Origin of the sequence: Paraburkholderia pallida, assembly GCF_004524855.1 — a bacterium.
Taxonomy (GTDB): Bacteria; Pseudomonadota; Gammaproteobacteria; order Burkholderiales; family Burkholderiaceae; genus Paraburkholderia; species Paraburkholderia oxyphila.
This window is the reverse complement of the sequence record NZ_CP038148.1, coordinates 36,019-60,547: the sequence shown is the minus strand read 5'-3', so window position 1 is coordinate 60,547 and position 24,529 is coordinate 36,019. Positions and strand designations below refer to the sequence as shown.

20 protein-coding genes and 1 pseudogene are annotated in these 24,529 nt (G+C 65.6%); 6 read left to right on the top strand and 15 right to left on the bottom strand.

The features are described 5' to 3' along the window. Nucleotides 1–39 precede the first annotated feature (39 nt). From pcnB to hda, 3 genes and pseudogenes are all read right to left on the bottom strand, one after another. Complete coding sequence (gene pcnB / locus E1956_RS00245) at nucleotides 40–1,668, bottom strand: polynucleotide adenylyltransferase PcnB (protein WP_134746384.1); 1,629 nt, start codon at nucleotides 1,666–1,668, stop codon at nucleotides 40–42. Continuing rightward, nucleotides 1,665–2,351 (bottom strand): histidinol-phosphatase, encoded by a 687-nt coding sequence (locus E1956_RS00240; protein ID WP_134746382.1) that lies wholly within the window; start codon nucleotides 2,349–2,351, stop codon nucleotides 1,665–1,667. Before E1956_RS00240 ends, pcnB begins: the two co-directional genes overlap by 4 nt. A gap of 917 nt (nucleotides 2,352–3,268) precedes the next feature. After that, nucleotides 3,269–3,958: pseudogene (gene hda, locus E1956_RS00235) on the bottom strand (DnaA regulatory inactivator Hda); the annotation flags it as partial. A gap of 219 nt (nucleotides 3,959–4,177) precedes the next feature. On the opposite strand from hda, the gene purM reads away from it, so the two are divergent. Continuing rightward, complete coding sequence (purM, locus tag E1956_RS00230; RefSeq protein WP_134746380.1) at nucleotides 4,178–5,239, top strand: phosphoribosylformylglycinamidine cyclo-ligase; 1,062 nt, start codon at nucleotides 4,178–4,180, stop codon at nucleotides 5,237–5,239. A gap of 139 nt (nucleotides 5,240–5,378) precedes the next feature. On the opposite strand, the gene kynA is transcribed toward purM, so the two are convergent. The 3 genes from kynA to kynB all read right to left on the bottom strand — a co-directional run bounded on the left by kynA (nucleotide 5,379) and on the right by kynB (nucleotide 8,411). Beyond that, nucleotides 5,379–6,389: a tryptophan 2,3-dioxygenase gene (gene kynA, locus E1956_RS00225; protein WP_134746377.1), complete on the bottom strand. Its 1,011-nt coding sequence runs from the start codon at nucleotides 6,387–6,389 to the stop codon at nucleotides 5,379–5,381. A 10-nt stretch (nucleotides 6,390–6,399) separates the two neighbouring features. Next, the gene (gene kynU, locus E1956_RS00220) at nucleotides 6,400–7,650 is read right to left on the bottom strand and encodes a kynureninase (protein ID WP_134746375.1); all 1,251 of its coding nucleotides are present in this window, start codon (nucleotides 7,648–7,650) and stop codon (nucleotides 6,400–6,402) included. Nucleotides 7,651–7,772: 122 nt separating this feature from the next. After that, nucleotides 7,773–8,411 (bottom strand): arylformamidase, encoded by a 639-nt coding sequence (gene kynB, locus E1956_RS00215; RefSeq protein WP_134746373.1) that lies wholly within the window; start codon nucleotides 8,409–8,411, stop codon nucleotides 7,773–7,775. A gap of 131 nt (nucleotides 8,412–8,542) precedes the next feature. Here kynB and E1956_RS00210 point away from each other — a divergent pair, with 131 nt between their 5' ends. Continuing rightward, the gene (locus E1956_RS00210; protein ID WP_134746371.1) at nucleotides 8,543–9,043 is read left to right on the top strand and encodes an Lrp/AsnC family transcriptional regulator; all 501 of its coding nucleotides are present in this window, start codon (nucleotides 8,543–8,545) and stop codon (nucleotides 9,041–9,043) included. Between the two features lie 138 nt (nucleotides 9,044–9,181). On the opposite strand, the gene E1956_RS00205 is transcribed toward E1956_RS00210, so the two are convergent. After that, a complete protein-coding gene (locus E1956_RS00205; protein WP_134746369.1) occupies nucleotides 9,182–9,706 on the bottom strand; it encodes a flavin reductase family protein in 525 nt (174 codons plus the stop codon). A gap of 244 nt (nucleotides 9,707–9,950) precedes the next feature. On the opposite strand from E1956_RS00205, the gene msrA reads away from it, so the two are divergent. Next, nucleotides 9,951–10,499, top strand: a complete 549-nt coding sequence (gene msrA, locus E1956_RS00200; protein ID WP_028216077.1) for a peptide-methionine (S)-S-oxide reductase MsrA — start codon at nucleotides 9,951–9,953, stop codon at nucleotides 10,497–10,499. Between the two features lie 77 nt (nucleotides 10,500–10,576). On the opposite strand, the gene E1956_RS00195 is transcribed toward msrA, so the two are convergent. The 3 genes from E1956_RS00195 to pdxH all read right to left on the bottom strand — a co-directional run bounded on the left by E1956_RS00195 (nucleotide 10,577) and on the right by pdxH (nucleotide 14,199). Beyond that, a complete protein-coding gene (locus E1956_RS00195) occupies nucleotides 10,577–11,947 on the bottom strand; it encodes a DUF72 domain-containing protein (protein ID WP_232071193.1) in 1,371 nt (456 codons plus the stop codon). A gap of 156 nt (nucleotides 11,948–12,103) precedes the next feature. Next, nucleotides 12,104–13,318 carry an SAM-dependent methyltransferase gene (locus E1956_RS00190; RefSeq protein ID WP_134746367.1) on the bottom strand — a complete coding sequence of 405 codons (1,215 nt, stop codon included), beginning with the start codon at nucleotides 13,316–13,318 and terminating at the stop codon, nucleotides 12,104–12,106. 245 nt (nucleotides 13,319–13,563) lie between these two features. Beyond that, nucleotides 13,564–14,199, bottom strand: a complete 636-nt coding sequence (gene pdxH, locus E1956_RS00185) for a pyridoxamine 5'-phosphate oxidase (protein ID WP_134746364.1) — start codon at nucleotides 14,197–14,199, stop codon at nucleotides 13,564–13,566. A 202-nt stretch (nucleotides 14,200–14,401) separates the two neighbouring features. Between pdxH and E1956_RS00180 the strand changes: the two genes are divergently transcribed. Then, nucleotides 14,402–15,283 carry a tRNA threonylcarbamoyladenosine dehydratase gene (locus E1956_RS00180; RefSeq protein WP_134746362.1) on the top strand — a complete coding sequence of 294 codons (882 nt, stop codon included), beginning with the start codon at nucleotides 14,402–14,404 and terminating at the stop codon, nucleotides 15,281–15,283. 226 nt (nucleotides 15,284–15,509) lie between these two features. Further along, nucleotides 15,510–17,063, top strand: a complete 1,554-nt coding sequence (locus E1956_RS00175; protein ID WP_134746360.1) for a Fic family protein — start codon at nucleotides 15,510–15,512, stop codon at nucleotides 17,061–17,063. A 235-nt stretch (nucleotides 17,064–17,298) separates the two neighbouring features. On the opposite strand, the gene trxA is transcribed toward E1956_RS00175, so the two are convergent. Both trxA and E1956_RS00165 read right to left on the bottom strand, forming a co-directional pair. Continuing rightward, the gene (trxA, locus tag E1956_RS00170) at nucleotides 17,299–18,147 is read right to left on the bottom strand and encodes a thioredoxin (RefSeq protein WP_134746358.1); all 849 of its coding nucleotides are present in this window, start codon (nucleotides 18,145–18,147) and stop codon (nucleotides 17,299–17,301) included. 56 nt (nucleotides 18,148–18,203) lie between these two features. After that, nucleotides 18,204–19,088, bottom strand: a complete 885-nt coding sequence (locus E1956_RS00165; protein WP_134746356.1) for a pirin family protein — start codon at nucleotides 19,086–19,088, stop codon at nucleotides 18,204–18,206. Nucleotides 19,089–19,333: 245 nt separating this feature from the next. On the opposite strand from E1956_RS00165, the gene E1956_RS00160 reads away from it, so the two are divergent. Further along, the gene (locus E1956_RS00160; protein WP_134746354.1) at nucleotides 19,334–20,248 is read left to right on the top strand and encodes an EamA family transporter; all 915 of its coding nucleotides are present in this window, start codon (nucleotides 19,334–19,336) and stop codon (nucleotides 20,246–20,248) included. Between the two features lie 94 nt (nucleotides 20,249–20,342). On the opposite strand, the gene E1956_RS00155 is transcribed toward E1956_RS00160, so the two are convergent. The 3 genes from E1956_RS00155 to tsaE form a co-directional block, all read right to left on the bottom strand. Beyond that, nucleotides 20,343–21,902 (bottom strand): ArnT family glycosyltransferase, encoded by a 1,560-nt coding sequence (locus E1956_RS00155; protein ID WP_134746352.1) that lies wholly within the window; start codon nucleotides 21,900–21,902, stop codon nucleotides 20,343–20,345. A gap of 382 nt (nucleotides 21,903–22,284) precedes the next feature. Next, a complete protein-coding gene (locus E1956_RS00150) occupies nucleotides 22,285–23,883 on the bottom strand; it encodes an N-acetylmuramoyl-L-alanine amidase (RefSeq protein WP_134746350.1) in 1,599 nt (532 codons plus the stop codon). Further along, on the bottom strand, nucleotides 23,865–24,470 hold the full coding sequence (gene tsaE / locus E1956_RS00145) for a tRNA (adenosine(37)-N6)-threonylcarbamoyltransferase complex ATPase subunit type 1 TsaE (RefSeq protein WP_134746348.1): 606 nt from the start codon (nucleotides 24,468–24,470) through the stop codon (nucleotides 23,865–23,867). The genes E1956_RS00150 and tsaE overlap by 19 nt, the downstream gene beginning before the upstream one ends. Between the last annotated feature and the right edge of the window lie 59 nt (nucleotides 24,471–24,529).

Below are 24,529 nucleotides of genomic sequence, written 5' to 3'. Positions count from 1 at the left end.
GCATTCGACATGCCCCACTGGGCGCAGTCCTGCATGGCTTCAGTCCTCGTGCGGCTCGTCGTTGTCCCCGCCGTAGGTGGAGGCCTCGGCGGCGCCTTCGGCGCCCGCTGCGGCTTCGCCCGTCTTGCGGTTCTTCGCGCCACCGCGGCGGCGGCGCTTGCGCGGTGCGCGTTCCTTGCTGCCGCCCTGGGCGAGCAGCGCCTCGCGCGCGGCCGGGTCGCCGCTGATGAAGTCGGTCCACCATTGGCCGATTTCAGCGTCGAGCTCGCCCGATTCGCAGCGCAACAGGAGGAAATCATACCCCGCTCTGAATCTCGGGTGTTCCAGCAGCTTGATCGCGCTGCGGCCGCGCTTTTCGAGGCGCAGCTGCAGGCCCCAGATCTCGCGCATGTCCGACGAGTAGCGGCGATGGATCGCGAGCTTTTCCGTCTGTGCGTCGATCACGTCGTCCATCGCGCGATGCAGCGCCGGCACGGGGAGTTCGTCCTCGGCCGTGTATTGCTGCATGCGCTGCTGCACGTCGTGCCAGAGCAGCGTGGCGAACAGGAAGCCCGGCGAGACCGGCTTGCCCGCGCGCACGCGCGCGTCGGTGTTCGAGAGCGCGAGCGTGATGAAGCGCTCGCCCTGCGGCTGCTCGAGGACCACGTCGAGCAGCGGCAGCAGGCCGTGATGCAGGCCTTCCTTGCGCAGCCACTTGAGGCATTCGAGCGCGTGGCCCGAGAGCAGCAGCTTGAGCATCTCGTCGAAGAGACGCGCCGCCGGCACGTTGTTGATGAGGTCCGCGAGTTCCTGGATCGGCGCACGCGTGTGCGCTTCGATCTCGAAGCCGAGCTTCGCCGCGAAACGCACCACGCGCATCATGCGCACCGGGTCCTCGCGATAGCGCGTGGCCGGGTCGCCGATCATCCGCAACAGGCGCGCGCGCATGTCGGCCATGCCGTTGTGATAGTCGAGCACCGTCTGCGTGGACGGGTCGTAGTACATCGCGTTGATCGTGAAGTCGCGGCGCGTGGCGTCTTCGTGCTGTTCGCCCCAGACGTTGTCGCGCAGCACCCGGCCGCTCGCGTCCACGTGGTGGGTCTTGCGGTCGAGCTCGTCGCGGCGCAGGCGCTTGTGGCCGGGGCCGGCACTTGCGGCTTCGGCCGGCGGGGCAGCCGGGGTATCGACGAGCGCGCGGAAAGTCGAGACCTCGATGATCTCCTGGCCGAACTGCACGTGCACGATCTGGAAGCGCCGGCCGATGATGCGGGCACGGCGGAACAGCTTCTGCACCTGGTCGGGCGTGGCGTCGGTGGCCACGTCGAAGTCCTTGGGCGCGACGCCAAGCAGCAGATCGCGCACCGCGCCGCCCACGATGAACGCGCGAAAGCCCGCTTGCTGCAGGCCTTCGGTCACGCGCACGGCGTTGCGGGAGATGAGCGAGGAATCGATGCCGTGGATGTCGGCGGAGAGGACGACAGGCGCGGCCGGGTCGGCGGCGCCTTTGCCCGCGCGCGGCCGGGTTTCCTTCTTGACGGTGACCGTCTTGCGGCGCGGCCGGCCCGTGGCTTCACCGGCGGGCTCGCCTTGGTGCGCTGCCGCGGCCAATGCGGTGTCGCTGTCGGGCGCGCCTTCCGTTGCCAGGGCGCTGTCCTGGCCGAACAGCTTGCGGATGAATTTCTTGATCACGATGCCTGGAACAAATCGAGGATGCGCCAGCCTGCTTTTTGCGCGTGGGCGCGCAGGATGTCGTCGGGGTTGGTCGCGATCGGGTCGGTGACTTTTTCGAGCAGCGGAATGTCGTTGTGCGAGTCGCTATAGAAGTAGCTGTGCTCGAAGTCCGACCAGCGCTTGCCGAGCGAGGCGAGCCACGCCTCGACGCGCACGATCTTGCCCTCGCGATAGCTCGGCGTGCCGGTCGGGCGGCCGGTGAAGGCCGAGGCCGGATGGCCGTCCACAGTCTCGACTTCGCAGCCGATCAGCTTGTCCACGCCGAATACCTCGGCGATGGGCGCCGTGATGAATTCGTTGGTGGCCGTGACCACGCAGCAGAGGTCGCCCGCTTCCTTGTGCTGCTGCACGAGCTCGATGGCGGCCGGCACGATGGTCGGATTGATCACCTCGTGCATGTACTGGTCATGCCACGCCTTCAGCTGCGCGCGCGAATACTTCGCGAGCGGCGTGAGCATGGCGACGAGGTACGCGTGAATGTCGAGGTTGCCGGCCTTGTAGTCGGCGTAGAAGCGGTCGTTTTGCTCCGCGAAGCGCTCGGCGTCGACGATGCCGAGCTTCACCATGAAGCGGCCCCATTCGTGGTCGCTGTCGGTGGGGATCAGCGTGTGATCGAGATCGAAAAGTGCAAGATTAGCCATGGGCGCTCATTTTACTTGAAGCGGGTGAAGCCGTTGCCGGTGCCGGCGGCGGCCGGCGAGACGGGGTGTTCCGGGTGTTGCGGTCCGGTATCGGACGGCGGGGTGCCCGGCGACTCGGAAGACGGTTTGGACGATGGCGCCGGAGATGAGGCACTCGCCCCCGGACCTGCCGCGGGCGAGTTGCCGTCGTGCGTGCAGCCCGAGAGTGCCGGATCGGCGGGCGTGGTCGAGCCGGCGGGATTTGCGGGATCCGCGGGCGTGGCCGAGCCGGCGGGGTTTGCAGCGTCGGCGGGCGTGGCGGGATCGGCTGGATCAGCGGAACCCGCGGTGCCGGCAGGCGGATCGAGGTCGCCGTTGAGCTCGCCGGTCATTTCGTTGCTGACGTCGGCCTCGACCTCGCCCTGGAGTTCGGCGCCTAGCTCGCGGTGGACCACGTCGCGGAATCTGGCCCCCAGTTCGCCTTCGACATTGTCGGTCGGCGGCTGGAACGGCGGTGCCCCAAGCGGTGCGCGCGGTTGCAGGGCAGGCGCCTTCGGTGCTTCGTAAGCGGCGCCGGATGCGGGGTTGCCCGAGTCGGCGGGCGCGGCCGCCGACTCGGCGTGCGGCGTCTCCTGCAGCGGGAACAGTTCCAGTTCGACGCCTTGGGCGCCGCTTTGCTCACCGCTGCCGGCGGGTGCGCCGGCCGTATCCGCCGGCTCGGGTGTATCGCGTTCCTGGGGCTGGGCGCTCGCGCTTGCTGCGTCCGGCTGCGTGGTGGGCGTGGCGTTGCCGTCGAGCGAACCGGTCGCGTCATCGTCCACGTCGGCCGCGAGGCTGGCGACGTCCGGCGTGCTGATGCCCGACGTATCGACACTCGACGCATCGAGGTCCGCCGTATCCACGTCCGCCGCATCGACGCCCGCCTCATCCCCGCCCTTCGCGAGCATCGTGCGCAGCAGCGGCAGTGTCACCGCGCGCTTTTGCTCGAGCGAGAAGCGGTCGAGCGCGTCGAGCAGGCGCATCAGGCTCGGCATGTCGCGCCGGAAGTGCGTGAGCAGGTAGGCCGGCACGTCGTCGGCGAGATTGATGCCGCGCTCGCGCGCCGCCTGCTTGAGCACGGCGGCCTTGCCCGCGTCGGAGAGCGGCGCGAGGTGGAACACGAGACCCCAGCCAAGGCGCGTGCGCAGGTCCTCGCGCACCGCGAGGCCCATCGGCGGCGCATTGCCGGTGGCGACCAGCGCCGTGTTCGGGTGCGAGCGCACCTCGTTGAACAGATTGAACAGGGCGATCTGCTGGGCGCCCGAGAGCGAGTCGCAGTCGTCGACGGCGTAGATCGGCACGCGCGCATCGAACGTGAAGGCGGCCAGGCCACTCTGCGGCCCGATGTAGCGCACGTGTCCCGGCGGCGTCTCGCATGCGAGCGCGTGCAGCAGATGCGAGCGGCCGTTGCCGGGCTCCCCCCAGACGTAGAACGTGCGGTCGGCCTTCGGGTCGACGGCGGGGCCCGCGGCCAGTGCCGCGTCGAGCCCGCGCAGCCGCGCGACCAGCTCCGCATTGGCGCCGGTGTGGAAGTTGTCGAAGGTCGATGGCGGCGGGGTGCCGAGATCGAGCGTTAGCTGTCGCTGCACGGTGTGTCTGGCCGAAGGCGGTCTGTCAGTTCCTGTCGCGCGCGGCCCGGACAACGGCCTGACGCTGGTATCGCTTGAAAATTAGTATGTTCGGCGACAAAACGTGGTTTCCGCTTGAGGGCTCCGCTCCGCTACGACCAAAATACTCACGTGGGCCGCGGCGGCGGGGCGCCTTCAATCGGTTAAAATCGCATTTTACCGACCTTCTGCCTCTTCCCCATGAATCAACCGAAATCCGGCCCCGCTAATCAGGAGCAAGGGCTCTCCTACCGCGACGCGGGCGTGGACATCGACGCGGGCGACGCGCTCGTCGACCGCATCAAGCCCTTTGCGAAGAAGACCCTGCGCGACGGCGTGATGGGCGGCATCGGCGGATTCGGTGCGCTCTTCGAAGTGCCGAAGAAGTACAAGGAGCCCGTGCTCGTCTCCGGCACCGACGGCGTGGGCACCAAGCTGCGCCTCGCGTTTCATCTGAACAAACACGACACGGTTGGCCAGGATCTCGTCGCGATGAGCGTGAACGACATCCTCGTGCAGGGCGCCGAGCCGCTGTTCTTCCTCGACTACTTCGCGTGCGGCAAGCTGGACGTCGATACGGCGGCCACGGTCGTGAAGGGCATCGCACAGGGCTGCGAGCTTTCGGGCTGCGCGCTGATCGGCGGCGAAACGGCGGAAATGCCGGGCATGTACCCCGACGGCGAATACGACCTGGCCGGCTTCGCGGTTGGCGCGGTGGAGAAGAGCAAGATCATCGACGGCAGCACGATCGTCCCCGGCGACGTGGTATTGGGTCTCGCTTCGAGCGGTATTCATTCGAACGGTTTTTCGCTCGTGCGCAAGATCATCGAGCGCGCGAATCCGGATCTGAACGCCGACTTCGACGGCCGCTCGCTCGCAGACGCACTCATGGCGCCCACGCGCATCTATGTGAAGCCGCTGCTCAAGCTGATGGAAACCATCGGCGTGAAGGGCATGGCGCACATTACCGGCGGCGGTCTGGTGGAGAACATTCCGCGCGTGCTGCGCGATGGGCTCACGGCCGAGCTGGATCATGCGGCGTGGCCGCTGCCGCCGCTGTTCTCGTGGCTGCAAAAGCACGGCGGTGTGGCGGATGCGGAAATGCACCGCGTGTTCAACTGCGGCATCGGCATGGCGGTGATCGTGGCCGCGGATCAGGCCGATGCGGCGGCTGCGCTGCTGGCTGCCGAGGGTGAGCAGGTCTGGAAGATTGGTGTCGTGCGCGAGAGCAAGGAAGGCGAAGCGCAGACGGTGGTGGTCTGACGCGCGGTTGTGTCTTGCCCCGGCACGCGCCGGGGTTGAGCCAGCAACGCATTCGCGCCGGTCCGGCGGACTCTCGAAGTCCCGCCGGCCGGCGCGAAGTCATTTCTGGCGCATGTTTGACTGTGGAGCGAGGGCGTCGTTACAACACTGTCCTCACATGCCAAAGCTCCGGAAACAGCACGACATCGAGCATCTTGCGCAGATAAGGCGCGCCGTTAGTCCCGCCGGTGCCCTGCTTGAACCCGATAATGCGCTCGACCGTCGTGACATGGCGGAACCGCCACTGCCGGAACGCGTCTTCGAGATCGACGAGTTCTTCCGCCATCTCATACAAATCCCAGTACTGCGAAGGATTGCGATAGACCTCGAGCCAGGCCGCCTCGACTGACGCATCGTGCAGCGTCGGCTGCGTCCAGTCGCGGTTGAGGCGCTCGGGCGCAATCGCAAAGCCACGCCGCGCCAGTAGCCGGATCACCTCGTCATAAAACGAAGGCGCCTCGAGCGTGGCTTTCACCTGCGCAAGAATCTCGGGCCGATGCTCATGCGGCTTGAGCATCTGCACATTCTTGTTCCCCAGCAGAAATTCGATCTGCCGATACTGATACGACTGGAACCCCGACGAAGCGCCCAGATACGGCCGCATCGCCGTGTACTCGGACGGCGTGAGCGTCGAGAGCACGTTCCACGCCTGCACGAGCTGCTCGAGAATGCGCGAGACGCGCGCGAGCTGCTTGAAAGCGGGCGGCAGCTCGTCGCGATGCACGCACGCGAGCGCGGCGCGCAACTCGTAGAGTGCGAGCTTCATCCACAGCTCGCTCGTCTGATGCTGGACGATGAACAGCATCTCGTTGTGATCGGGCGAGAGCGGATGCTGTGCGTTGAGCACGGCGTCGAGCGAGAGGTAATCGCCATAGCTCATCGACTTCGAGAAGTCGAGCTGGGCCTCATGCCAGCCTTCGCCGTTTTGCGCCGCCGCCGAAGCGGTCGACGCGGTCGGGGCGGTCGGGGCGCTCGCACCCGCTTGCGGCGCCGCCGCAGCAGCACCATGCCCGAACGGACAGCCGCCTCGCGCGCCTTCGTTGGCGTCCGTGGCGTGAGCCGGGGCGGCGTCGGTGTCGGGCACGCCCGGAATCTGCATGTGGTCGGTCATTCCCGGCTCCTCAGGTCACTGCGCCGCGCGCGGCGAATTCGGGCTTGCGCCAGCTTTCGGTCGCGAGCACGTCGCGCAGCGTTTCCACGGCGTCCCACACATCGACGTAACGCAGATACAGCGGCGTGAAGCCGAAGCGCAGCACATGCGGCTCGCGATAATCGCCGATCACGCCGCGCGCGATCAGCGCCTGCATGACCTCATAGCCGTGCGGATGCTCGAAGCTCACGTGCGAGCCGCGTTGCGCATGCTCGCGCGGCGTGACGAGCGTGAGCGGGTACGCCTTGCAGCGCGTTTCGACGAGTTCGATGAAGAGGTCGGTCAGCGCGAGCGACTTGCGGCGGATCGCCTGCATGTCGGTCTGCAGGAACACGTCGAGGCCGCATTCCACGAGTGCCATCGAAACGATCGGCTGCGTGCCGCACAGGTAGCGGCCGATGCCGTTGTCCGGCCGATACACGGGGTCCATCTCGAACGGCGACTTGTGTCCCCACCAGCCCGAGAGCGGCTGCGAGAACGCTTCCTGGTTGCGCTTGGGCACCCAGACGAAGCCGGGCGAGCCCGGGCCGCCGTTCAGGTACTTGTAGGTGCAGCCGACCGCGTAGTCGGCATTCGCGCCGTTCAGGTCAACGGGCACCGCGCCGGCCGAGTGCGCGAGGTCCCACAGCGCGAGCGCGCCCTTCGCGTGGATGTGCTCGGTGAGCGCGCGCATGTCGTGCATTTCGCCCGTGCGATAGTTCACGTGCGTGATCATCGCGACGGCCACGTCTTCGCGGATGGCGGCGGGCAGCTCGCTCGGGTCGTCGACGAGGCGCAGCTCATAGCCGCGGTCGAGCTGCTCGATGAGGCCTTGCGCGATGTACAGGTCGCTCGGGAAATTCGAGCGCTCGGAGACGATCACGCGGCGCTTCGGATCGCGCGCGTTCGCGACGCGCAGCGCGGCGGAGAGCGCCTTGAACAGATTGATGGAGATGGTGTCGGTCACGACCACTTCGTCTTCGGCCGCACCGATCAGCGCAGCGAGCTTGTTGCCGAGGCGCCGCGGCATGGCGAACCAGCCCGCCGTGTTCCAGCTGCGGATGAGCCCGTCGCCCCATTCGCCGCCAATCACGGCTTGCGCGCGCGCGGCGCTCGCCGTGGGCGGCACGCCCAGCGAATTGCCGTCGAGATAGATGGTTTCGGGCCCGAGCGCGAATTGTTCGCGCAGTGCTGCGAGCGGGTCGGCGCGGTCGAGCGCCAATGCGTCGTTACGGTCGTTCATGTCGATTCTTCGGTGCGGTGAGAGTGTCGGGTCAGGGCGATGGCGGCAAGAAATTCAATACAACTGTGTCGATAAAACTTCGTCGATCAAGCTCCAGCGGCGTTTCAGCGCTTGCGCGCCGTTCACGCCCGGGAGGGCAGCGCGCGCAGCACGGCACGCACGGGACTGGCGTCGAGCGTCGCGAACTTCAGCGGCAGCGCGATCAGCTCGTAGTCGCCGGGCGCGATGGCGTCGAGCACGATGCCTTCGAGAATCGCCATGCGATGCGCGCGAATGCGGTGGTGCGCGTCCATCGTCTTCGATTCCTGCGGGTCGAGCGAAGGCGTGTCGATGCCGATCAGGCGCACGCCATGCGCCGCCAGCAGGTCGATCGTCTCGGGTGCGACCGCGCAAAACGCGCTGTCCCAGCGATCCTGCGGCGCGTTCGCGTAGGTGCGCAGCAGCACGCGCGGCGGGATGCCATCGAGCGCCGCTTGCACGTGCTCGGGCAGTACGAGCGGCGCCGCGCCCACGCAGTGAATCACGCGGCACGCGCCGATATAGGCGTCGAGCGGCACGGCGCCAATCGGCGCGCCCGCCTCGTCATAGTGCAGCGGGGCGTCGGTGTGCGCGCCGGTGTGCGGCGACAGCGTCACACGGGCCACGTTGACCGGCGAGCCGGCTTCCATGCGCCAGACGCGCTCGACGCCAACGGGCGTGTCGCCGGGCCAGACGGGCGTTTCAGGCTGAATGGGCGGGGAAATGTCCCAGAGGTCGTTCATCGTGTTGACGAGGTTGTCTCCATGTGTTTCGAATGATAGGCAACTCGTCGCGAAATGTGCTTGCGAAAAAAACGCCGTACGCTACAGTTCTTGGCACATAATTTGAGTCAACAGGGGAAAGGAGACCAAATATGAACGCCATCTCGCTTGATGCCACGGACTGCCGGATACTTGCCGTGCTCCAGAACGAGGGACGTATCAGCAACCTCGATCTGGCCGAGCGTATTTCGCTTTCGCCGTCCGCGTGTCTGCGGCGGCTGCGCCTGCTGGAAGAGCAGGGTGTGGTGGAGCGCTATCGCGCTTGCCTGAACCGGGAGATTCTCGGCTTTGAAATGGAGGCCTTCGTGCAGGTCTCGATGCGCAACGACCAGGAGAGCTGGCACGAGCGCTTCGTCACGGCGCTGCGTGACTGGCCCGAGGTGGTGGGGGCCTACGTGGTGACTGGCGAGACGCACTATCTGCTGCGCGTGCTCGCGCATAACCTGAAGCACTATTCGGAGTTCGTGCTCAACAAGCTCTACAAGGCACCGGGCGTGATGGATATCCGCTCGAACATCGTGCTCACCACGCTCAAGGTCGAGGCGGGCATCCCGGTCGATTTGATCGCGCATCGCGGGGAGCCGAAGGTTTGATCGATGCGTTCGGCCCGGCGGGGTGCCGTTCTGTCCCCCTGGGCCAGGCGTGGGCCGCCTGCGAGCCGACACGCTCGCGGCGGTAAGGGTGGTGGATGCGCCGGCTGCGCTTTTCGAAGCGCTCGCGGCAGCCGCGGCCTAGAGCGGCAGGATCTGATGGAATGCGCCGCCGTGGAACACGAGCGGCGAGGCGCTGTCGCTACTGTCGTCGCCCGGTTCACGAACGCCGCAGCGCTCCACCTCGCCCACGAAGATCACGTGATCGCCTTCGTCGTAGCGGCTGCGGTTATGGCACTCGAACCACGCAATCGCGCCGTCGAGCACGGGCATGCCGCTGTCGCCGGCCGCGTGCGAAACGCCTTCGAAGCGGTCGCCTTTCACGGTGGCGAAGCGCTTGCACAGGTCGAGCTGCGACGCGGCGAGCACATTCACCACATAATGGCTGTTGCTGCGGAACACCGGCATCGACGCCGAGCGCGTGGCGAGGCTCCACAGCACGAGCGGCGGGCTCAGCGAGACCGAGTTGAACGAGCTCGCGGTGATCCCGATCAGTTGGCCGTTGGGCGCGCGCGTCGTGATGACGGTCACGCCGGTCGCAAACTGGCCGAGCGCGCGGCGGAACGCGGCGTCGTCGAAGTTGGGTGGGCTGGCGCGGCGGGTCATGGGCGCAGGCCCCGGGCGTTGGGGCGCGTGCCCGGCGTGAGCGGGATACGGCGGGCGGCGCAGGCGGGAGTCGGTCTGAACGTCATGTGTAATTTCGGCGAATTGCCCCAATTTTAACGAAAAGCGGCGGGTGACGGCTCATTGGCCTGGCTGCTTCGGATGGAGCGGGAAATCGGCAAATGGCTGCGCGGGCCTTCGGAACTCAGGACAGTAGGGCCGGCGCGGCATTAAAGGAGAGTGCAGCATGAGTCAGACGATCGAAACCGCCACGCTCGGCGGCGGATGTTTCTGGTGCCTGGAGGCGGTGTATCTGCGCGTGGACGGCGTGGTGGCGGTGGAGTCCGGCTACGCGGGCGGCCATGCCGCGAACCCGTCCTACGAGCAGGTTTGCGATGGCGACACGGGCCACGCGGAAGTCGTGAAGGTGGATTTCGATCCGGCGAAGATCAGCTATCGCGAGATTCTGGACATCTTCTTCGCGATTCACGATCCGACCCAGTTGAACCGACAGGGCAACGATGTCGGCACGCAGTATCGCTCGGTCGTCTTCACGGATTCGGAGGCGCAGCGCGAGACGGCACTGCAGGCGATCCGCGAGCTGAAGGCCGAGGGCGTCTACGACGGCGAAATCGTCACCCAGGTGGTGCCGCTCGACGGCAATTACTTCCCCGCCGAGGCGTATCACCAGAACTACTTCGCGCAGCATCCGAACCAGGGCTATTGCGCGTTCGTCGTGGCGCCCAAGGTGGCGAAGTTTCGCCAGAAGTTCGCGCATCGGCTCAAGGCCGAGTGAGCGGCGCGTAAAAGCGTTCATAGGGACGGCGGGCGCGGTTCAGACTTCTGAACGGCGTCCGCCGTTTTGGCGCGGCCCTATTCGGCAGTCGAGGCGCTTTCGCTGCGCATGCGCAGCATTTCGTCGGCGATGGCGCGTGCGAGTTTCGCGCAGGTCAGCGGCGCCGAGCCTTCCGCCTTGTTGTTGGTCGTGATTAGCACCGGCTGGCCCGCGATCGCGTAACGTGCGGCCAGCTCGGCCAGGGCGTCGCGGGTGTGCGGGTCTTCGTCGACGAGCTTGTCGAAGGGCTCGTAGCGCGCTTTCGCCTGTTCGTACTTGAAGCCGCTGTGCAGGCTCCAGCGCACGATCAGCGGGCCCGCGGGCGCTTCCCCGTCCATCAGCGCGAGCGCCGCGGCCTGGCGCAGCGGGTCGGGCATGCGCGCGTGCAACCCGACGCAGTAGCGCACCCCTGCCGCGCGCAACGTTCGCACGAAGCGCGGCGTGAGCAGGATGCCGTCGCGGATCTCGACGGCATAGCACGGGCCGTCGACGGGCAGCGGCGGCAGCGCGGCGAGAAAGGCCGCCAGACGCTCGACGAAGGCGGCCGGATCGGCGAGCAACTGGTCGGGCAGCGGCGGGAACTGGAACACGAGCGCGCCCGCTTTCGCGCCGAGTCCCGCGAGGCACGGCTCGACGAATTCGCGCGCGGCAAGGTCGGCGTTCAGGAAGCAGGGATTGGCCGAGACCGGCTCGCCGCGATCGCCACGCACGCTCGCATCGGTGATGAGCGCGGGCGCTTTCACGATGAAGCGGAAGTGGTCCGGCACCTGCTGGGCGTAGCGCAAGTAGTCGGTGACGGTGAGCGGTGCGTAGAACGAGCGGTCGATGCTCACCGAGCGCAAGAGCGGATGCGCGCCATAGGCGGCGAGCCCGTCGCGCGCGAGCCTGGAGTTGCTGTAGTCGTCGCCGTAGACGATGCCGCGCCAGCCCGGGAACGACCACGACGAGGTGCCGAGGCGCACGCCCGGCGGCAGCTCGGCGGCGAGATCGAGCACATCTTGCTCGGGAACGGCGGGCAGCACGCCTTTCGCACGGCGGCGTGGGGCGGGCGAATCTGGCGACGATTGGGGCTGCTTTGCGGCCTTCGTCGGCGTCGGGCGTTCGCGCATGACGGCGCCGTCGTCGCCGTTCTGCGCCGATTCCGTGGCGGAAGCATCGACGGCCTTGCGGCGCGTGGCGCGCCCTGACTGTGGCTCACGCGGCTCGGGCGGCACGAAGCCGAACAGGTCGGTCTGGGTATCGGGCTGGGCTTCGGCGGGTGCAGTCCGCGTATTGCGCCGCTCGACCGTGCGGCCCGGTTGCCTCGAAGGGCGTGTCGCGCTGCGCCCTTCGCCGTCACCCTCTTGCGGCGCCGCGCCGGAGCCGTCGTTCTCTAGTGCCCCGAAAAGGCCGTCGTCGCGTTCGTTCATGCGTTTGAGTCGTGATGGCGATCGGGTGGTCAAAGGCGCCCGCCGCAACGGGCCAGGCTCGGGCACGACTGACAAGCGCGCCTTCCCGCAAAAAAACGCAGCGGCGCGGGCCGATGCCTGCGCCGCTGCACATCTCGCCGATCGATCAAAGCGGCATCAGAGCGGCTTCTCGTACATATAGCGGCGCGACCACGGCAGCGTTTTCGCACTGCGGCCGGCCTTGCGGCAGACGATCTGGTAGATCGACACGTCGTCGTGCTCGAACGCGTACGCGCAGCCCGCCAGATAGACGCGCCAGATGCGGAACTTCTCGTCGTCGACGAGCTTTTTCGCTTCCTCGGCGCGTGCCTCGAAGTTCTCCGCCCAGATTCCGAGCGTGTGCGCATAGTGACGGCGCAGGCTCTCCACGTCAACCGCCTCGAGCCCGCCGCGCTGCGCCGCTTCGAGCGCGAGGCCGATGTGCGGCAGCTCGCCGTCGGGGAAGACGTAGCGGTCGATGAACTCGCCGCCGCCCAGCGCCGTCTCGCCGCTCTCGGCGTCGCTCGACGTGATGCCGTGGTTCATGGCGACGCCGTCGTCGGCGAGCAACTCGCACACCTTCGTGAAATAGCCGGGCAGGTTCTTGCGCCCGACGTGCTCGAACATGCCCACGCTCGTGATGCGGTCGAACTGGCCCTGAATGTCGCGATAGTCCTGCAGGCGGATCTCGATGCGATCGGCGAGGCCCGCGGCCTTTACGCGCTCGGTGGCGAGGTCGAACTGGTTCTGCGAGAGCGTCACGCCCACGCAGCGCGCGCCGAACTTCTGCGCCGCGCGCAGCACGAGCGCGCCCCAGCCGCAACCGATGTCGAGCAGCGTCTGCCCCGGCTGCAGCTGGATCTTGGTGAGGATGTGGTCGATCTTCTTGAGCTGCGCGGTGCCGATGTCTTCGTCGCCGTTCTCGAAGTACGCGCACGAATAGACCATGTTCTCGTCGAGCCACAGCTTGTAGAACTCGTTCGAGACGTCGTAGTGGTACTGGATGGCCTGCTTGTCGGTGTTCTTCGAGTGCGTGAAATAGCGGCGCACCCGCGCGAGCTTGCCCGCGTTCGTGATGGTGTTGCGCGCGAGCGAGTAGCTGATGTCGATGATGTCGGCGAGCCGGCCTTCAATGTCGATCTTGCCCTTCACGTAGGCCTCGCCGAGATTGTCGAGGCTCGGATCGAGCAAGAGCGGCAGCGCCGAAGCGCTGTTGACCTTCAGCGTGACCTGCGGGGCGGCGAAGTGGCCGAAGTCGTACTGCTGGCCGCTCCAGAGCACGAGCCGCGCGGGCAGGTTGGCCTTGTTGCGCACTTCGTCGACCCACTGAGCGAGTTTCTTCTCCCAGAACATGCGTTTCTCTCCGTGTCGATCCGGAGCGAGTGCTGGCCTGCTGACTCCGGTCCCCTGCGGGATGGTTGTGTTCCGATAAACGGTTCAAGCCCAAAGACAAAAGCGAATTGCAATGCGTGCTACGAGGCAAAACTGACCGGCACAGCGCCGCGGTGAGCTGCGGCGCGCGCGTGATGCGGGATGAAGCTGGGTACTGCGAGGTGATGCGAAAGCGCCCTGCAAAACCTTCGGAAAATGACCCTGGATCAGGGGGCGAGGCGTTCGATACGCCATGCGGCACCTTCCCGCGTATAGCGGATGCGGTCGTGCAGCCGCGACGGACGCCCTTGCCAGAACTCGACGGCGTCCGGCACGAGCCGGTAGCCGCCCCAGTGAGGCGGCCGCGGCGGCTGTTCGCCGTACTGCGCGCTGATCTCGCGCTCGCGCGCTTCGAGCTCGGCGCGGCTCCCGATCACCGCGCTCTGCTCCGAGGCCCACGCGCCGATGCGCGAGCCGAGCGGGCGCGACTGGAAATACGCGTCGCTTTCCGCGTCGCTGGTCTTTTCGACCCGGCCTTCGATGCGCACCTGGCGCTCGAGCTCGATCCAGTGAAAGAGTAGCGCCGCGTGCGGATTGGCGGTGAGCTCGCGGCCCTTGCGGCTGTCGTAGTTGGTGAAGAACACGAAGCCGCGTTCGTCCACGCCCTTGATCAGCAGGATGCGCGCGGCGGGGCGGCCCTCTGCGTCGACGGTCGCGACGGTCATCGCGTTCGGTTCGGGCAGCTTGGCGTCGAGCGCCTGGCTGAACCAGGTCTGGAATTGGCGGATCGGGTCAGGGTCGACGTCGGATGCGTCGAGCGAACCGAGCGAGTAGTTCTTGCGGAGGTCGGCGAGCGAGGTCATTTTTTATGCAGACGCTTCAATGCGGACAAGTATATCGAAGGCAGCGCGAACACAGCGGCGAAGGCAGCGGCAACGCGACAGGGGCGCAGCGCCCACGCCTTGATCGGCCGGGGGGCAGCCCGTTTGGCTGCGATCAGGCAAAATATGCGTTCTCCAGGACCGTGACAGCGCGCGATCGGTCCGCTTTCGATCCGCTATTGCCATGTCCAGTACACCGCTTTCCGCTGCTGCCGGTTCCACCGGCCTCGCCGATCTTACCGCGCCCGCCGCGGCCGATGTTGCCGACCGGGCACGCCGCTTTGGCGGCGTGGCGCGGCTTTATGGCGCACCCGCGCTGGAAGGTTTCGAGCGCGCGCACGTCGCCGTGATCGGCATCGGCGGGGTGGGCTCGTGGGTCGCGGAGGCGCTCGCGCGCAGCGCGATCGGCACGCTCACGCTCATCGACCTCGACAACGTCGCGGAGAGCAATACCAACCGCCAGATCCATGCGCTCGACGGCAACTACGGCAAGCCGAAGGTCGAGGCGATGGCCGAGCGCATCAAGCTCATCGATCCGGCCTGCGACGTGCGGCTCGTCGAGGATTTCGTCGAGCCGTCGAATTTCGATGCGTTGCTCGGCGGCGGCTTCGACTACGTGGTGGACGCCATCGACAGCGTGCGTACCAAGACCGCGCTGATCGCCTGGTGCGTCGAGCATCGCGTGCCGCTCATCACCGTGGGCGGCGCGGGCGGCCAGCTCGACCCCACGCGCATTCGCATCGACGATCTCGCGCTCACCATACAGGACCCGCTGCTTTCGAAGGTGCGCGGGCAATTGCGCAAGCACCACGGCTTCCCGCGCGGCCCCAAGGCGCGTTTCAAGGTGAGCGCCGTGTATTCCGACGAGCCGCTCATTTACCCGGAAGTGGCCGTCTGCGACATCGACAGCGAGGCCGAGCACGTGAGCACCTCGCCCGGTCACCATGGGCCGGTGGGCTTGAATTGCGCGGGTTTCGGCTCGAGCGTGTGCGTGACGGCGAGCTTTGGCTTTGCCGCGGCGGCGTATGTGCTGCGCGCGCTTGCGCATCGGAGTGCGGCGGGTTGAAGGCACGCCGGTCGGGCACCGCAGTGATGTCGCCTGTCCCGCCCGGACACTGCTGAGTGGTCCAGGAGTTGCCTGCAAATGCGGTAGTTGTGGCGGGAAATTCCCATCGTTACAGGCGGGCGCCCTTGACGGAGGTTGATTCGGAGCGAAGATTTCTCGAGTGGAAACCGCCAAAGGTTGTGGTTTGCGATAAAATTTCGAGAGATCTGAACGTTCTTCGAGTCCCATGGGCGAGCTGGAACCGGTTGGCTACCAACATCTCATCGAGTACCTGAACCTGGGAGCAAAGGTTCGGCCTCTCGAGGCGCCAGCTTTTCTCAATGGTTCCGTAAATCAGAAAGTACGTGGCCAAAATGGATTCTGGTATCCGCGCAAGACGGCTGTGGAGCAGACACTCATCGGGCACGTCGAATTTGCGCTCCGCAATGAGGGCGTGAATCTAGAGGTGCTTGAGGCGGTGTTCGAGCACCTGCCGGAAGCTGAGCTCTTGCGCAGGCTGTCCGAGTCGCCGAACAGCGCGTTCGTACGAAGGACTTGCTTCTTCTGGGAGTGGCTCACCGGTGGCAATCTGGCTTTCGACAAGAGCCCGTCGGGAGCCTACGTCGATGCCCTTCCGGAGGCTGACTATTTCACGTCGGACTCCGCCCACACAATCAGGCATCCCAAGTTCAGGGTGCGAGACAACCTGCCTGGAACGCCCGATTTCTGCCCGCTCGTACGCCGGTATGCATTAACCGACGGGCCTTCTTTGGATGAATTGCTTGACGAGGCCGACCGGACGCTGGAACAGGTCACGGACGCGTCGCTCTACGAGCGCGCGGTGCACTATCTGTACCTTTCGGAGACACAAAGTACCTACGGCATCGAAAAGGAAAAGCCCAACGGAAGCAAGGGCGAGCGTTTCGTCCAGATCCTTGCCCGGGCCGGGGAGGAAGAGCGCATTACCGAGGAATGGCTCGTCGATTTGCAGAACGTCATCGTCAGAGACGCTTATGCTCAGGAAGCGTCTTACCGGACGAAGCAGAATTGGCTCGAGGATGGAACGGGGCGCATCACGTTTTTCCCCCCGCCGCCCGAAGACCTTCAGCGCGCCATGCAAGGGTGGGAGGGGTTCATCAACGAGCATCCCGACACCGGCGGATATCGATGCCCCAACGTGCTCGTGCGAGCCGCCTGTGCTGCCTTTGGATTTGTCTTCCTGCATCCATTTCTGGATGGCAACGGACGCATTCACCGCTTCCTTATCCATCACGTCATCAACGGTGCACGACGCCTGAAGGGCGGCGCCATCGTGCCGGTTTCCGCCGTCTTCCTGCGCCGGGCAGATGAATACCTGAACGTGCTGAATGGCTTCTCCCGCCCAACCACGCGACTGTGGAAATACGCGCCTGGCGAGGATGCTCCGCATGTAACTGCATCACCGGGTGGGCGGCCCTATCGGTTCTTCGACGCAACGCCAGAGGTCCGCTTTCTGCACGCCATGCTTGTCGAGGCCGTACGCACCGAGTTGCCACGCGAGTTGCACTGGCTGAGTGGGTTCGATAGCGCGTTTGAACAACTCAACGACGAACTCAACATTCCACGACCGGACCTGTCGGCCCTCATCCGCATGGTGCAGTCGAACAACGGAAAGTTGTCGTCAAACAAACGCAAAACGTTCAAACATCTGCCGGATGAGGTCATTGCCCGTATTGAAGACGTGGTCCGCGAGGCATTTGCAGCAGCTTCAGTACAGCCAGATATCAACGGGGCCTCACACAGCTCCAGGAGTCGGAGCTGACCGCTGTGCAACTCAGCAAAGGTCTTTTTTCGAGAATGGGGCGCATTTTCCCATCAAGACTGAAGGAATTTCGAGAGGAACGACAGAATCTCAGATCACCGATCTTGGAGTCTCCGCAGTCGTAACGTTTCTTCAAATCAACCGCCGGCCAGTGAGCCAAAAAAAAGCGAGCCTCATTTGAGGCTCGCGGTGCGTTTGCGTTTGAGCGCCGGCTTGAGCACCAGGCGCGCCGTACTCAGTTCAGCGTGGCGCTCAGCTTGCGTCGCCATTCGCCCACGAGCTGCGGCTGATGCGACGCGAGATCGAACACCGAGAGCATGGTCTTGCGGCCGATGTCGTCGCGGAACGTGCGGTCGCGCTTGACGATCTCGAGCAGGTGCTCGAGCGCCGCCGCGTACTTGCGCCGCGCGATCAGCGCGCTCGCGAGATCGAAGCGCGCTTCGAGGTCTTCAGGGTGCGCACCCACCTGGGCTTCGAGCGCGTCGGTGGGCGGCAGGTCGGCGGCAGCGTCGAGCGCGTCGAGGCGGGTCTTGAGCGCGTTAAAGCGCGGGTCGATGCCCTGCGTGGTCTTCGGCGAGAGCAGCTCGACTTCCTTGTGCGCCTCGTCGGCGAGGTTGTCGGCGAGCAGCAGCTCGATCAGGTCCATGCGCGCCTCGTCGAAGCCGGGGTCGAAGGCGAGCGCGGCTTGCAGCGCCTCATAGGCGTCGTGGCGGCGGCCTTCGGCGAGCGCTTCCTGGGCGGCCTGGCGCGCGGCTTGTGCGGAGTCGGGAATCAGGCGGTCGAGAAATTCGCGCAGCTGACCTTCGGACAGCACGCCGATGAACTGGTCCACCGGCCGTTGGTCGACAAACGCCACCACGTGCGGAATGCTGCGCACCTGGAAGTGCGCGGCGAGCTCCTGGTTCTCGTCGACATTGACCTTCACGAGCTTCCATTTGCCCGCGTACTCGGCTTCGAGCTTTTCGAGCATCGGCCCGAGCGACTTGCACGGGCCGCACCACGGCGCCCAGAAGTCGACCAGCACTGGCGCGAGCGCCGACGCCGCGATCACGTCCTTTTCAAAAGTGGCCAGGGTGGTATCCATTACGTCCTCGTTGGGGAAATCCGTTACGCGTGAAGATGAGGGCGAATCGGCGCGCTTCAATGCTGCGGCCGCTTTTCGGGCAGCGGAATCCATTCGGTTTCGCCGGGGACCTGCCCCATTTCCTGGCGCGTCCAGGCGGCCTTGGCGGCTTCGATCTTCTCGCGCGAGCTGGCGACGAAGTTCCATTCGATGAAGCGTTCGCCCTCGAGCTTCTCGCCTCCGAGCAGCATGACGCGCGCGCCGTTCGTGCTCGCGAGCGTGACGGTTTCGTTGGGCGTCAGCACGGCCATCGTGTATTGCTCGAGCGGCGTGCCGTCGATGCTGAGGTCGCCCTCGACGAGATAGACGCCGCGCTCCTCATGCTCCGCGTCGAGCGCGATGGCGCTGCCGGGCGCGAACTCGGCGGCCACGTAGAGCGTGCCCGAGAAAGTCGCGACAGGCGAGGTCGCGCCGAACGCCGTGCCCGCGATCACGCGCATCGAGACGCCGTTGCGCTCGATCGCCGGCAGCGTAGCGGCCGCATGATGGAAGAACGACGGCTCGGTGTCTTCGTGCTCGAACGGCAGCGCGACCCAGGTCTGGATGCCATGCATGGTGAGGCCCGTCTTGCGTGCTGCGTCGGGCGTGCGCTCGGAGTGGACGATGCCGCGTCCGGCCGTCATCCAGTTGACGTCGCCGGGGACGATCTCCTGGGTCGAGCCGATGCTGTCGCGATGCATGAGCGCGCCGTCGAAGAGATACGTGACGGTGGCGAGTCCAATATGCGGATGCGGCCGTACGTCGACGCCGGAGCCCGGCTCGAGCGTGGCCGGCCCCATGTGGTCGAAGAAGATGAACGGGCCGACGAGGCGCGCGGCCATCGCGGGCAGCACGCGGCGCACATAGAGATTGCCGATGTCGCGTTGATGGGGCTTGAGGACCGCTTTGATCGATGAGGACATGGAGACTTCCTTGATGAGTCGGACGGTACACGCCATGCGCGCGCCGGCACGCATGACGGCGCTTTGCGCGTGCGCGCGAGCAGGCGCTCATTCTAACGCCGGCCTCGCCCGCGCGCCGCTAGTGAAGCAGGCGCTTGAAGGAGGCGCTTGAGGGCGGGCGCGCGGCGCGGTGGCGGCGTCGCAAGCGCGGCCGCGCGCGCGCCGGTAAACTGGCGTATTCGACAGAACAATCAACGGAGCTGGAGATGTCGCCGAAGGACTTGCTGCTTGCGCTCGTGGTCGTGCTGGCGTGGGGCGTGAATTTCGTGGTGATCAAGGTGGGGCTGCACGGCGTGCCGCCGCTTCTGCTCGGCGCGCTGCGTTTTCTGCTGGCGGCGTTTCCGGCGGTGCTGTTCGTGAAGCGCCCGAAATTGCCGCTGCGCTGGCTGCTCGCTTACGGCGCGACGATCTCGTTCGGGCAGTTCGTATTCCTCTTCACCGCCATGTACGTGGGCATGCCCGCCGGGCTCGCCTCGGTCGTGCTGCAGGCGCAGGCCTTCTTCACGCTCGTGTTCGCGGCGGTCTTCCTTGGCGAGCGCTTTCGCGCGCAGAACGTGATCGGCCTGCTGGTCGCGGCGGGCGGGCTCGCGGTGATCGGGCTGCAGTCGTCCGCGGCCGCCGGTGCGGGGGCCCAGACGATGACGGCCGCCGGCTTCGTGCTCACCTTGTGCGCGGCCTGCATGTGGGCGCTCGGCAACATCGTCACGAAGAAGGTGGGCCAGGTGGATCTCGTCGGGCTCGTGGTGTGGGCGAGCCTGATTCCGCCGCTGCCCTTCCTCGTGCTCTCGTACTTCATGGAGGGACCGCAGCGCATCGAGGCGGCGCTGGCGGGCATCGGCGTCGATTCGATCGGCGCGATCGTCTATCTCGCGTTCGTGGCTACCTTGCTCGGCTACAGCCTCTGGAGCCGGCTGCTCTCGAAGTATCCGGCCAGCCAGGTCGCGCCGTTCTCGCTGCTCGTGCCGATCGTCGGGCTCGCCGCGGCCGCGCTACTGCTCGGCGAACACCTCTCCGCCGCGCAGATCGGCGGCGCCGCGCTCGTGATGGCGGGGCTCGCCGTGAACGTGTTCGGCGGCTGGGCGAGGGCGCGGTTCGCGTCGATGGGCTCGGCGCGCTCCTGAGCGGGGCGGAACACGATTGCCCTCTGCGGATGTGAAAACGCCGCGCACCTTTTGGGAGGCGCGCGGCGTATCGAAGAAGGGCGTTTTCAGAAGCTCATGGCAGTCCGATCTGGATGTCGAACGGCGCGAGGCTTGACGCTATTTCTTTCAGATGACTTCCGGATTTATACAGGCAAACGACCTTGCCGGTACGCTCGGCGTTATCCGAGTTGTTGCACAGGTATATTTTGTTGAAGTCCGGAAGGATCTCGAGATACGTATAGCGCGGGTCGGGCGTATGCGTCTTGCGGATATAGACATCGGGCATGCCGAAATCCGTTTTCAGATAGTTCAAAAGCAGCGCGGGATAGTCGGGGCTCTTCTTGTGTTGAGCAATAAAGACGTCGTTCAGTCCGACCATATCCAGAAACTTCTTCCCCGAAGCGGCGGCGAGTTTGCCCGCCTCCGGCGAGGCAATGATGATGCCGTCGATCTTTCCGAGCGCTTCGCCCATCTGCTGGAAATCGGTGTGGTCGGCTCGCAGGAACACGACGTCCTTCTTTTCCGAAAAGAGATTGGCGCTATTGCCGAGTGCCACCAGGATGGTGACCATGATGATCAGGAGGTGGCGTCGACCTTCGAGAAGGCCGGCTTGTTCGGTGGCATCGAAGAAGTGAATCACAGCGAACGCCATGCCGATCTGCAACGGCAATTTGAATCGAAAGCCGATGTCCATGATCGGCAGGACGGTGAACAGATAGGCAAAATAGACCGCGGTCGCGAAGTAGATCGGCAGATATTTTCTGGAGCCGCGCAAGCCCGTCAGCATAACCGAGAAGATGGCGAGGAAGACCAGCGGGAGCAGATCGCCGAAAAATTTGAGCTGATCACCGAAGAGATGGATGTAGGCCTGCGCGGGCAGGCGCCCCAGCAGCAGATCGCTCAGCGCGAGTTTCAGACTGGCCGAGAGTGGCAGGGCGGTGCCGGTCGAGACCTTGGCGAGCAAGAGTGAGATGAGACTGGCGGCCACGACGCCGCCAAGCAGTGCAAGACCGCTTTTCGCACGCGCCGTTTTGCTGGCGTCCAGCAACACGAGTTGCGAGAGGTAGAGCGAAACAGGGAATAGCGGTAGATCCGGCCTAACCAGAAAAGTAAATCCTGAAAACAATCCCAGCAGCAGCGATTCTTTCAGGGAGCCTCGGCAATAATGCAAAAAATAGACGGAAAGCGCGACGAAGAAAACCGTAATCGATGTCTCAAGCCCGTTGCCTGACGCTCTCAGAAAGAAGGGGCAGCTAATGATGGGAATCAGGGCACAAACTGCAACCCACCGACTACCGGGCTTCAAACTGCGGACAGCGGCTGCATAGACCGCCACCAGTGTCAGAATGGCAAAAATCAGGCCGGAATAAGAGTTGACGGAGACAACGTTGCCTCTCGTCAGGCGCGCAACCGCGGTAACGAGGGTGACCCATGCCAGACCCGTGGTGCCCTGCACGGGCGCCGAATGCTGGTTCCACTCATACAGAAAACCGTCGACGCCATTCTGGGCGTAGCGGTCCATGATGTAGCTGTCTTCAAAGTCCGCTGGAAACGGCATCACATAGCGCGCCATACCAACGAAGGTGATGAGCGCCAGAAGCAGCAGCAGATATCTGTATTGATTGAGCTTCATCGTGAATCCCCTCATCGACCAAACCTGCAAAATTCAGCCTGATTCCGCGCGCGACCCGAGGTGATGCGTCGAAGTCTTGACGGGCGATGTCAATGGAGGCGTCGAACCCGAGGTTGCGGCGCGCGCTATCTGTGGCTCCCGTTCGGCACGGCCAATCTAGCAGCAGACCACCGGCCACTATGTGCGCTGGGTAACGTCGCATCACGGGGTGCGATCGGCAGTGCACTGACGCGGAAAGCTGTTTGAAAGCAGGGGCGATGCGAGGATTTGCCGGTTCGCCAGAAGGCGTCGGCGTTTGGCGACGTGACTGGGGAAGGGGACCAGGTCGGAAGCGACGCGCACCGACACCGCGCGCCGCCAACGTTCTTGCGTCCTGGCGTCCTTACGTCATGCGGCTCTTCGCGAGCGGCGGATTCGCCGCGAAGTAGCGCTTGATGCCCTTGAGGATGGCGTTCGCCATCTTGTCGCGATAGGCGTCGTCGTTGAGCTTCTGCTCTTCCTCGGGGTTGCTGATGAAGGCGGTCTCCACGAGGATCGACGGAATGTCGGGTGCCTTGAGCACCGCGAAGCCCGCCTGCTCGACCGAGCCCTTGTGCAGCTTGTTGATCTCGCCGACCTCGTTGAGCACGAAGCCGCCGTAGCGCAGCGAGTCGCGGATCTGCGCCGTGGTCGACATGTCGAAGAGCGCCCGGTTCACCGAAGCGTCCGACGTCTTCACGTTGATGCCGCCGATCTGGTCCGACGAGTTCTCCTTGGTCGCCATCCAGCGCGCGGCCGCGCTCGACGCGCCGTGCTCGGAAAGCGCGAACACCGACGAGCCGCGCGCGGCCGGCGTGGTGAACGCATCGGCGTGGATCGACACGAACAGGTCGGCGCCCACGCGGCGCGCCTTCTGCACGCGCACGTTCAGCGGGACGAAGAAGTCGGCGTCGCGCGTCATCATCGAGCGCATGTTGGGCTGCGCGTCGATCTTCGCGCGCAGCTTCTTCGCGATGTCGAGCGCGATGTGCTTCTCGTACGTGCCCGCGCTGCCGATCGCGCCGGGGTCCTCGCCGCCGTGGCCCGGATCGATCGCCACCGTCAGCAGGCGCGTGGTGCCGCCCTTGCTGGTCTTGGGCGTGGTGAAGCCGTAGTTGTCGTCGGCCTGGTCGCTGCTGTCGCTGTCGCCGCCGCTGTTGCTTTGGGCGATGACAGGCGGCTTCGGCGCCGGCTTCGGACGCGGCAGGATCGTTGCGGGCGGCACCAGCGGCGCTGGGCGCGGCGCGGAGGGTGCGGTCGACGCGCCAGGCGCAGTGGGCGTGGCCGCGCCCGCGTCGTTCTGCGCGTAGCGCTCGAAGAAGGCGTCGCTGTTGTCGTGCGCCGGCGGGTTGTTGGGGCCCGCGAGCGTGGAGGGCGGCGCAGGCTGTGTGCTATCGCGCATCGCCTCGCGCGCGTCGAGCTGTTGTTGCTTGCGCTCGGTCTGCGCGAGCAGGTCCATGAGCGGATCGGGCGCGACCGCGGGATAGAGGTCGAACACGAGCCGATACTTGTACGAGCCCACCGGCTGCAGCGTGAAGACCTGGGGCTTTACCGCGCCCTTGAGGTCGAACACCATGCGCACCACGTTCGGCTGGTACTGGCCCACGCGCACGGCCTGGATCTGCGGATCGTTCGGCGTGATCTTGGAGACGAGATTCTTGAGCGCGTCGTCGAGGTCGAGGCCGCTGAGGTCGACGACGAGCCGGTCAGGGCCCTGCAGCAATTGCTGCGTGTTCGAGAGCGGCTGATCCGATTCGATCGTGACGCGCGTGTAGTCGCGCGCGGGCCACACACGCACGCCGATCACCGAAGTCGCCCATGCGAGGCGCGGTGCCGTGACCGAGAGGCCGAGCACCAGCGTGGACGCGCCCGCCTTCAGAATCTGCCGGCGCCGCCAGTTGTGCGTGGCGGTGGCCGCGGATTCGATCGAGCGGAACGGTTTGATTAACATCTTTCTAGACATGCCTTTCCTGATGCGCTGTATGCGTACGCGGTGAGCACGCGGCCTTCACCGTCCCGTCCCGGTTCGAGCTGGAACACGAGATCAGGCACGCCGAGCAGGCCGCCCGCGCGTTGCGGCCATTCGACGAGACACACGGCTCCTTGTGCGAAATATTCGCGAAAGCCGGCGTCGGCCCATTCGGCTGGGTCGCTGAAACGATAGAGATCGAAGTGATAGAGCTGGAGTTCCCCACTCGCCGTGCTTACCGTGTAGGGCTCGACGAGCGTATACGTCGGGCTGCGTACGCGGCCGGGGTGGCCGAGCGCGCGCAGCGAGGCGCGCACGAGCGAAGTCTTGCCCGCGCCCAGGTCGCCGAACAGCTGCACGTGCAGGCCGTTGAATGGCACAACGCTGGAGGCGGCGGATTCGCTGACTGGATTTTTTTGCGTGCTGCCGGCGCTCTGGCCGGATTCTTGCGCGCGCAGGCTCTCGAGCGCGTGCGCAAAGCGCGCGCCGAACGTATTGGTGGCGGCTTCATCCGCGAGCTCGAAGCGGCGCTCGAGCAGTACGGGCGCGGCGGGCAGGCTAGCGGGGTCGTGTCCGGGCATGTCGGGTGTTCCGGGCATTCTCGTAAAATAGCGTAATGAATCCCTCGCATTCCCCTTCG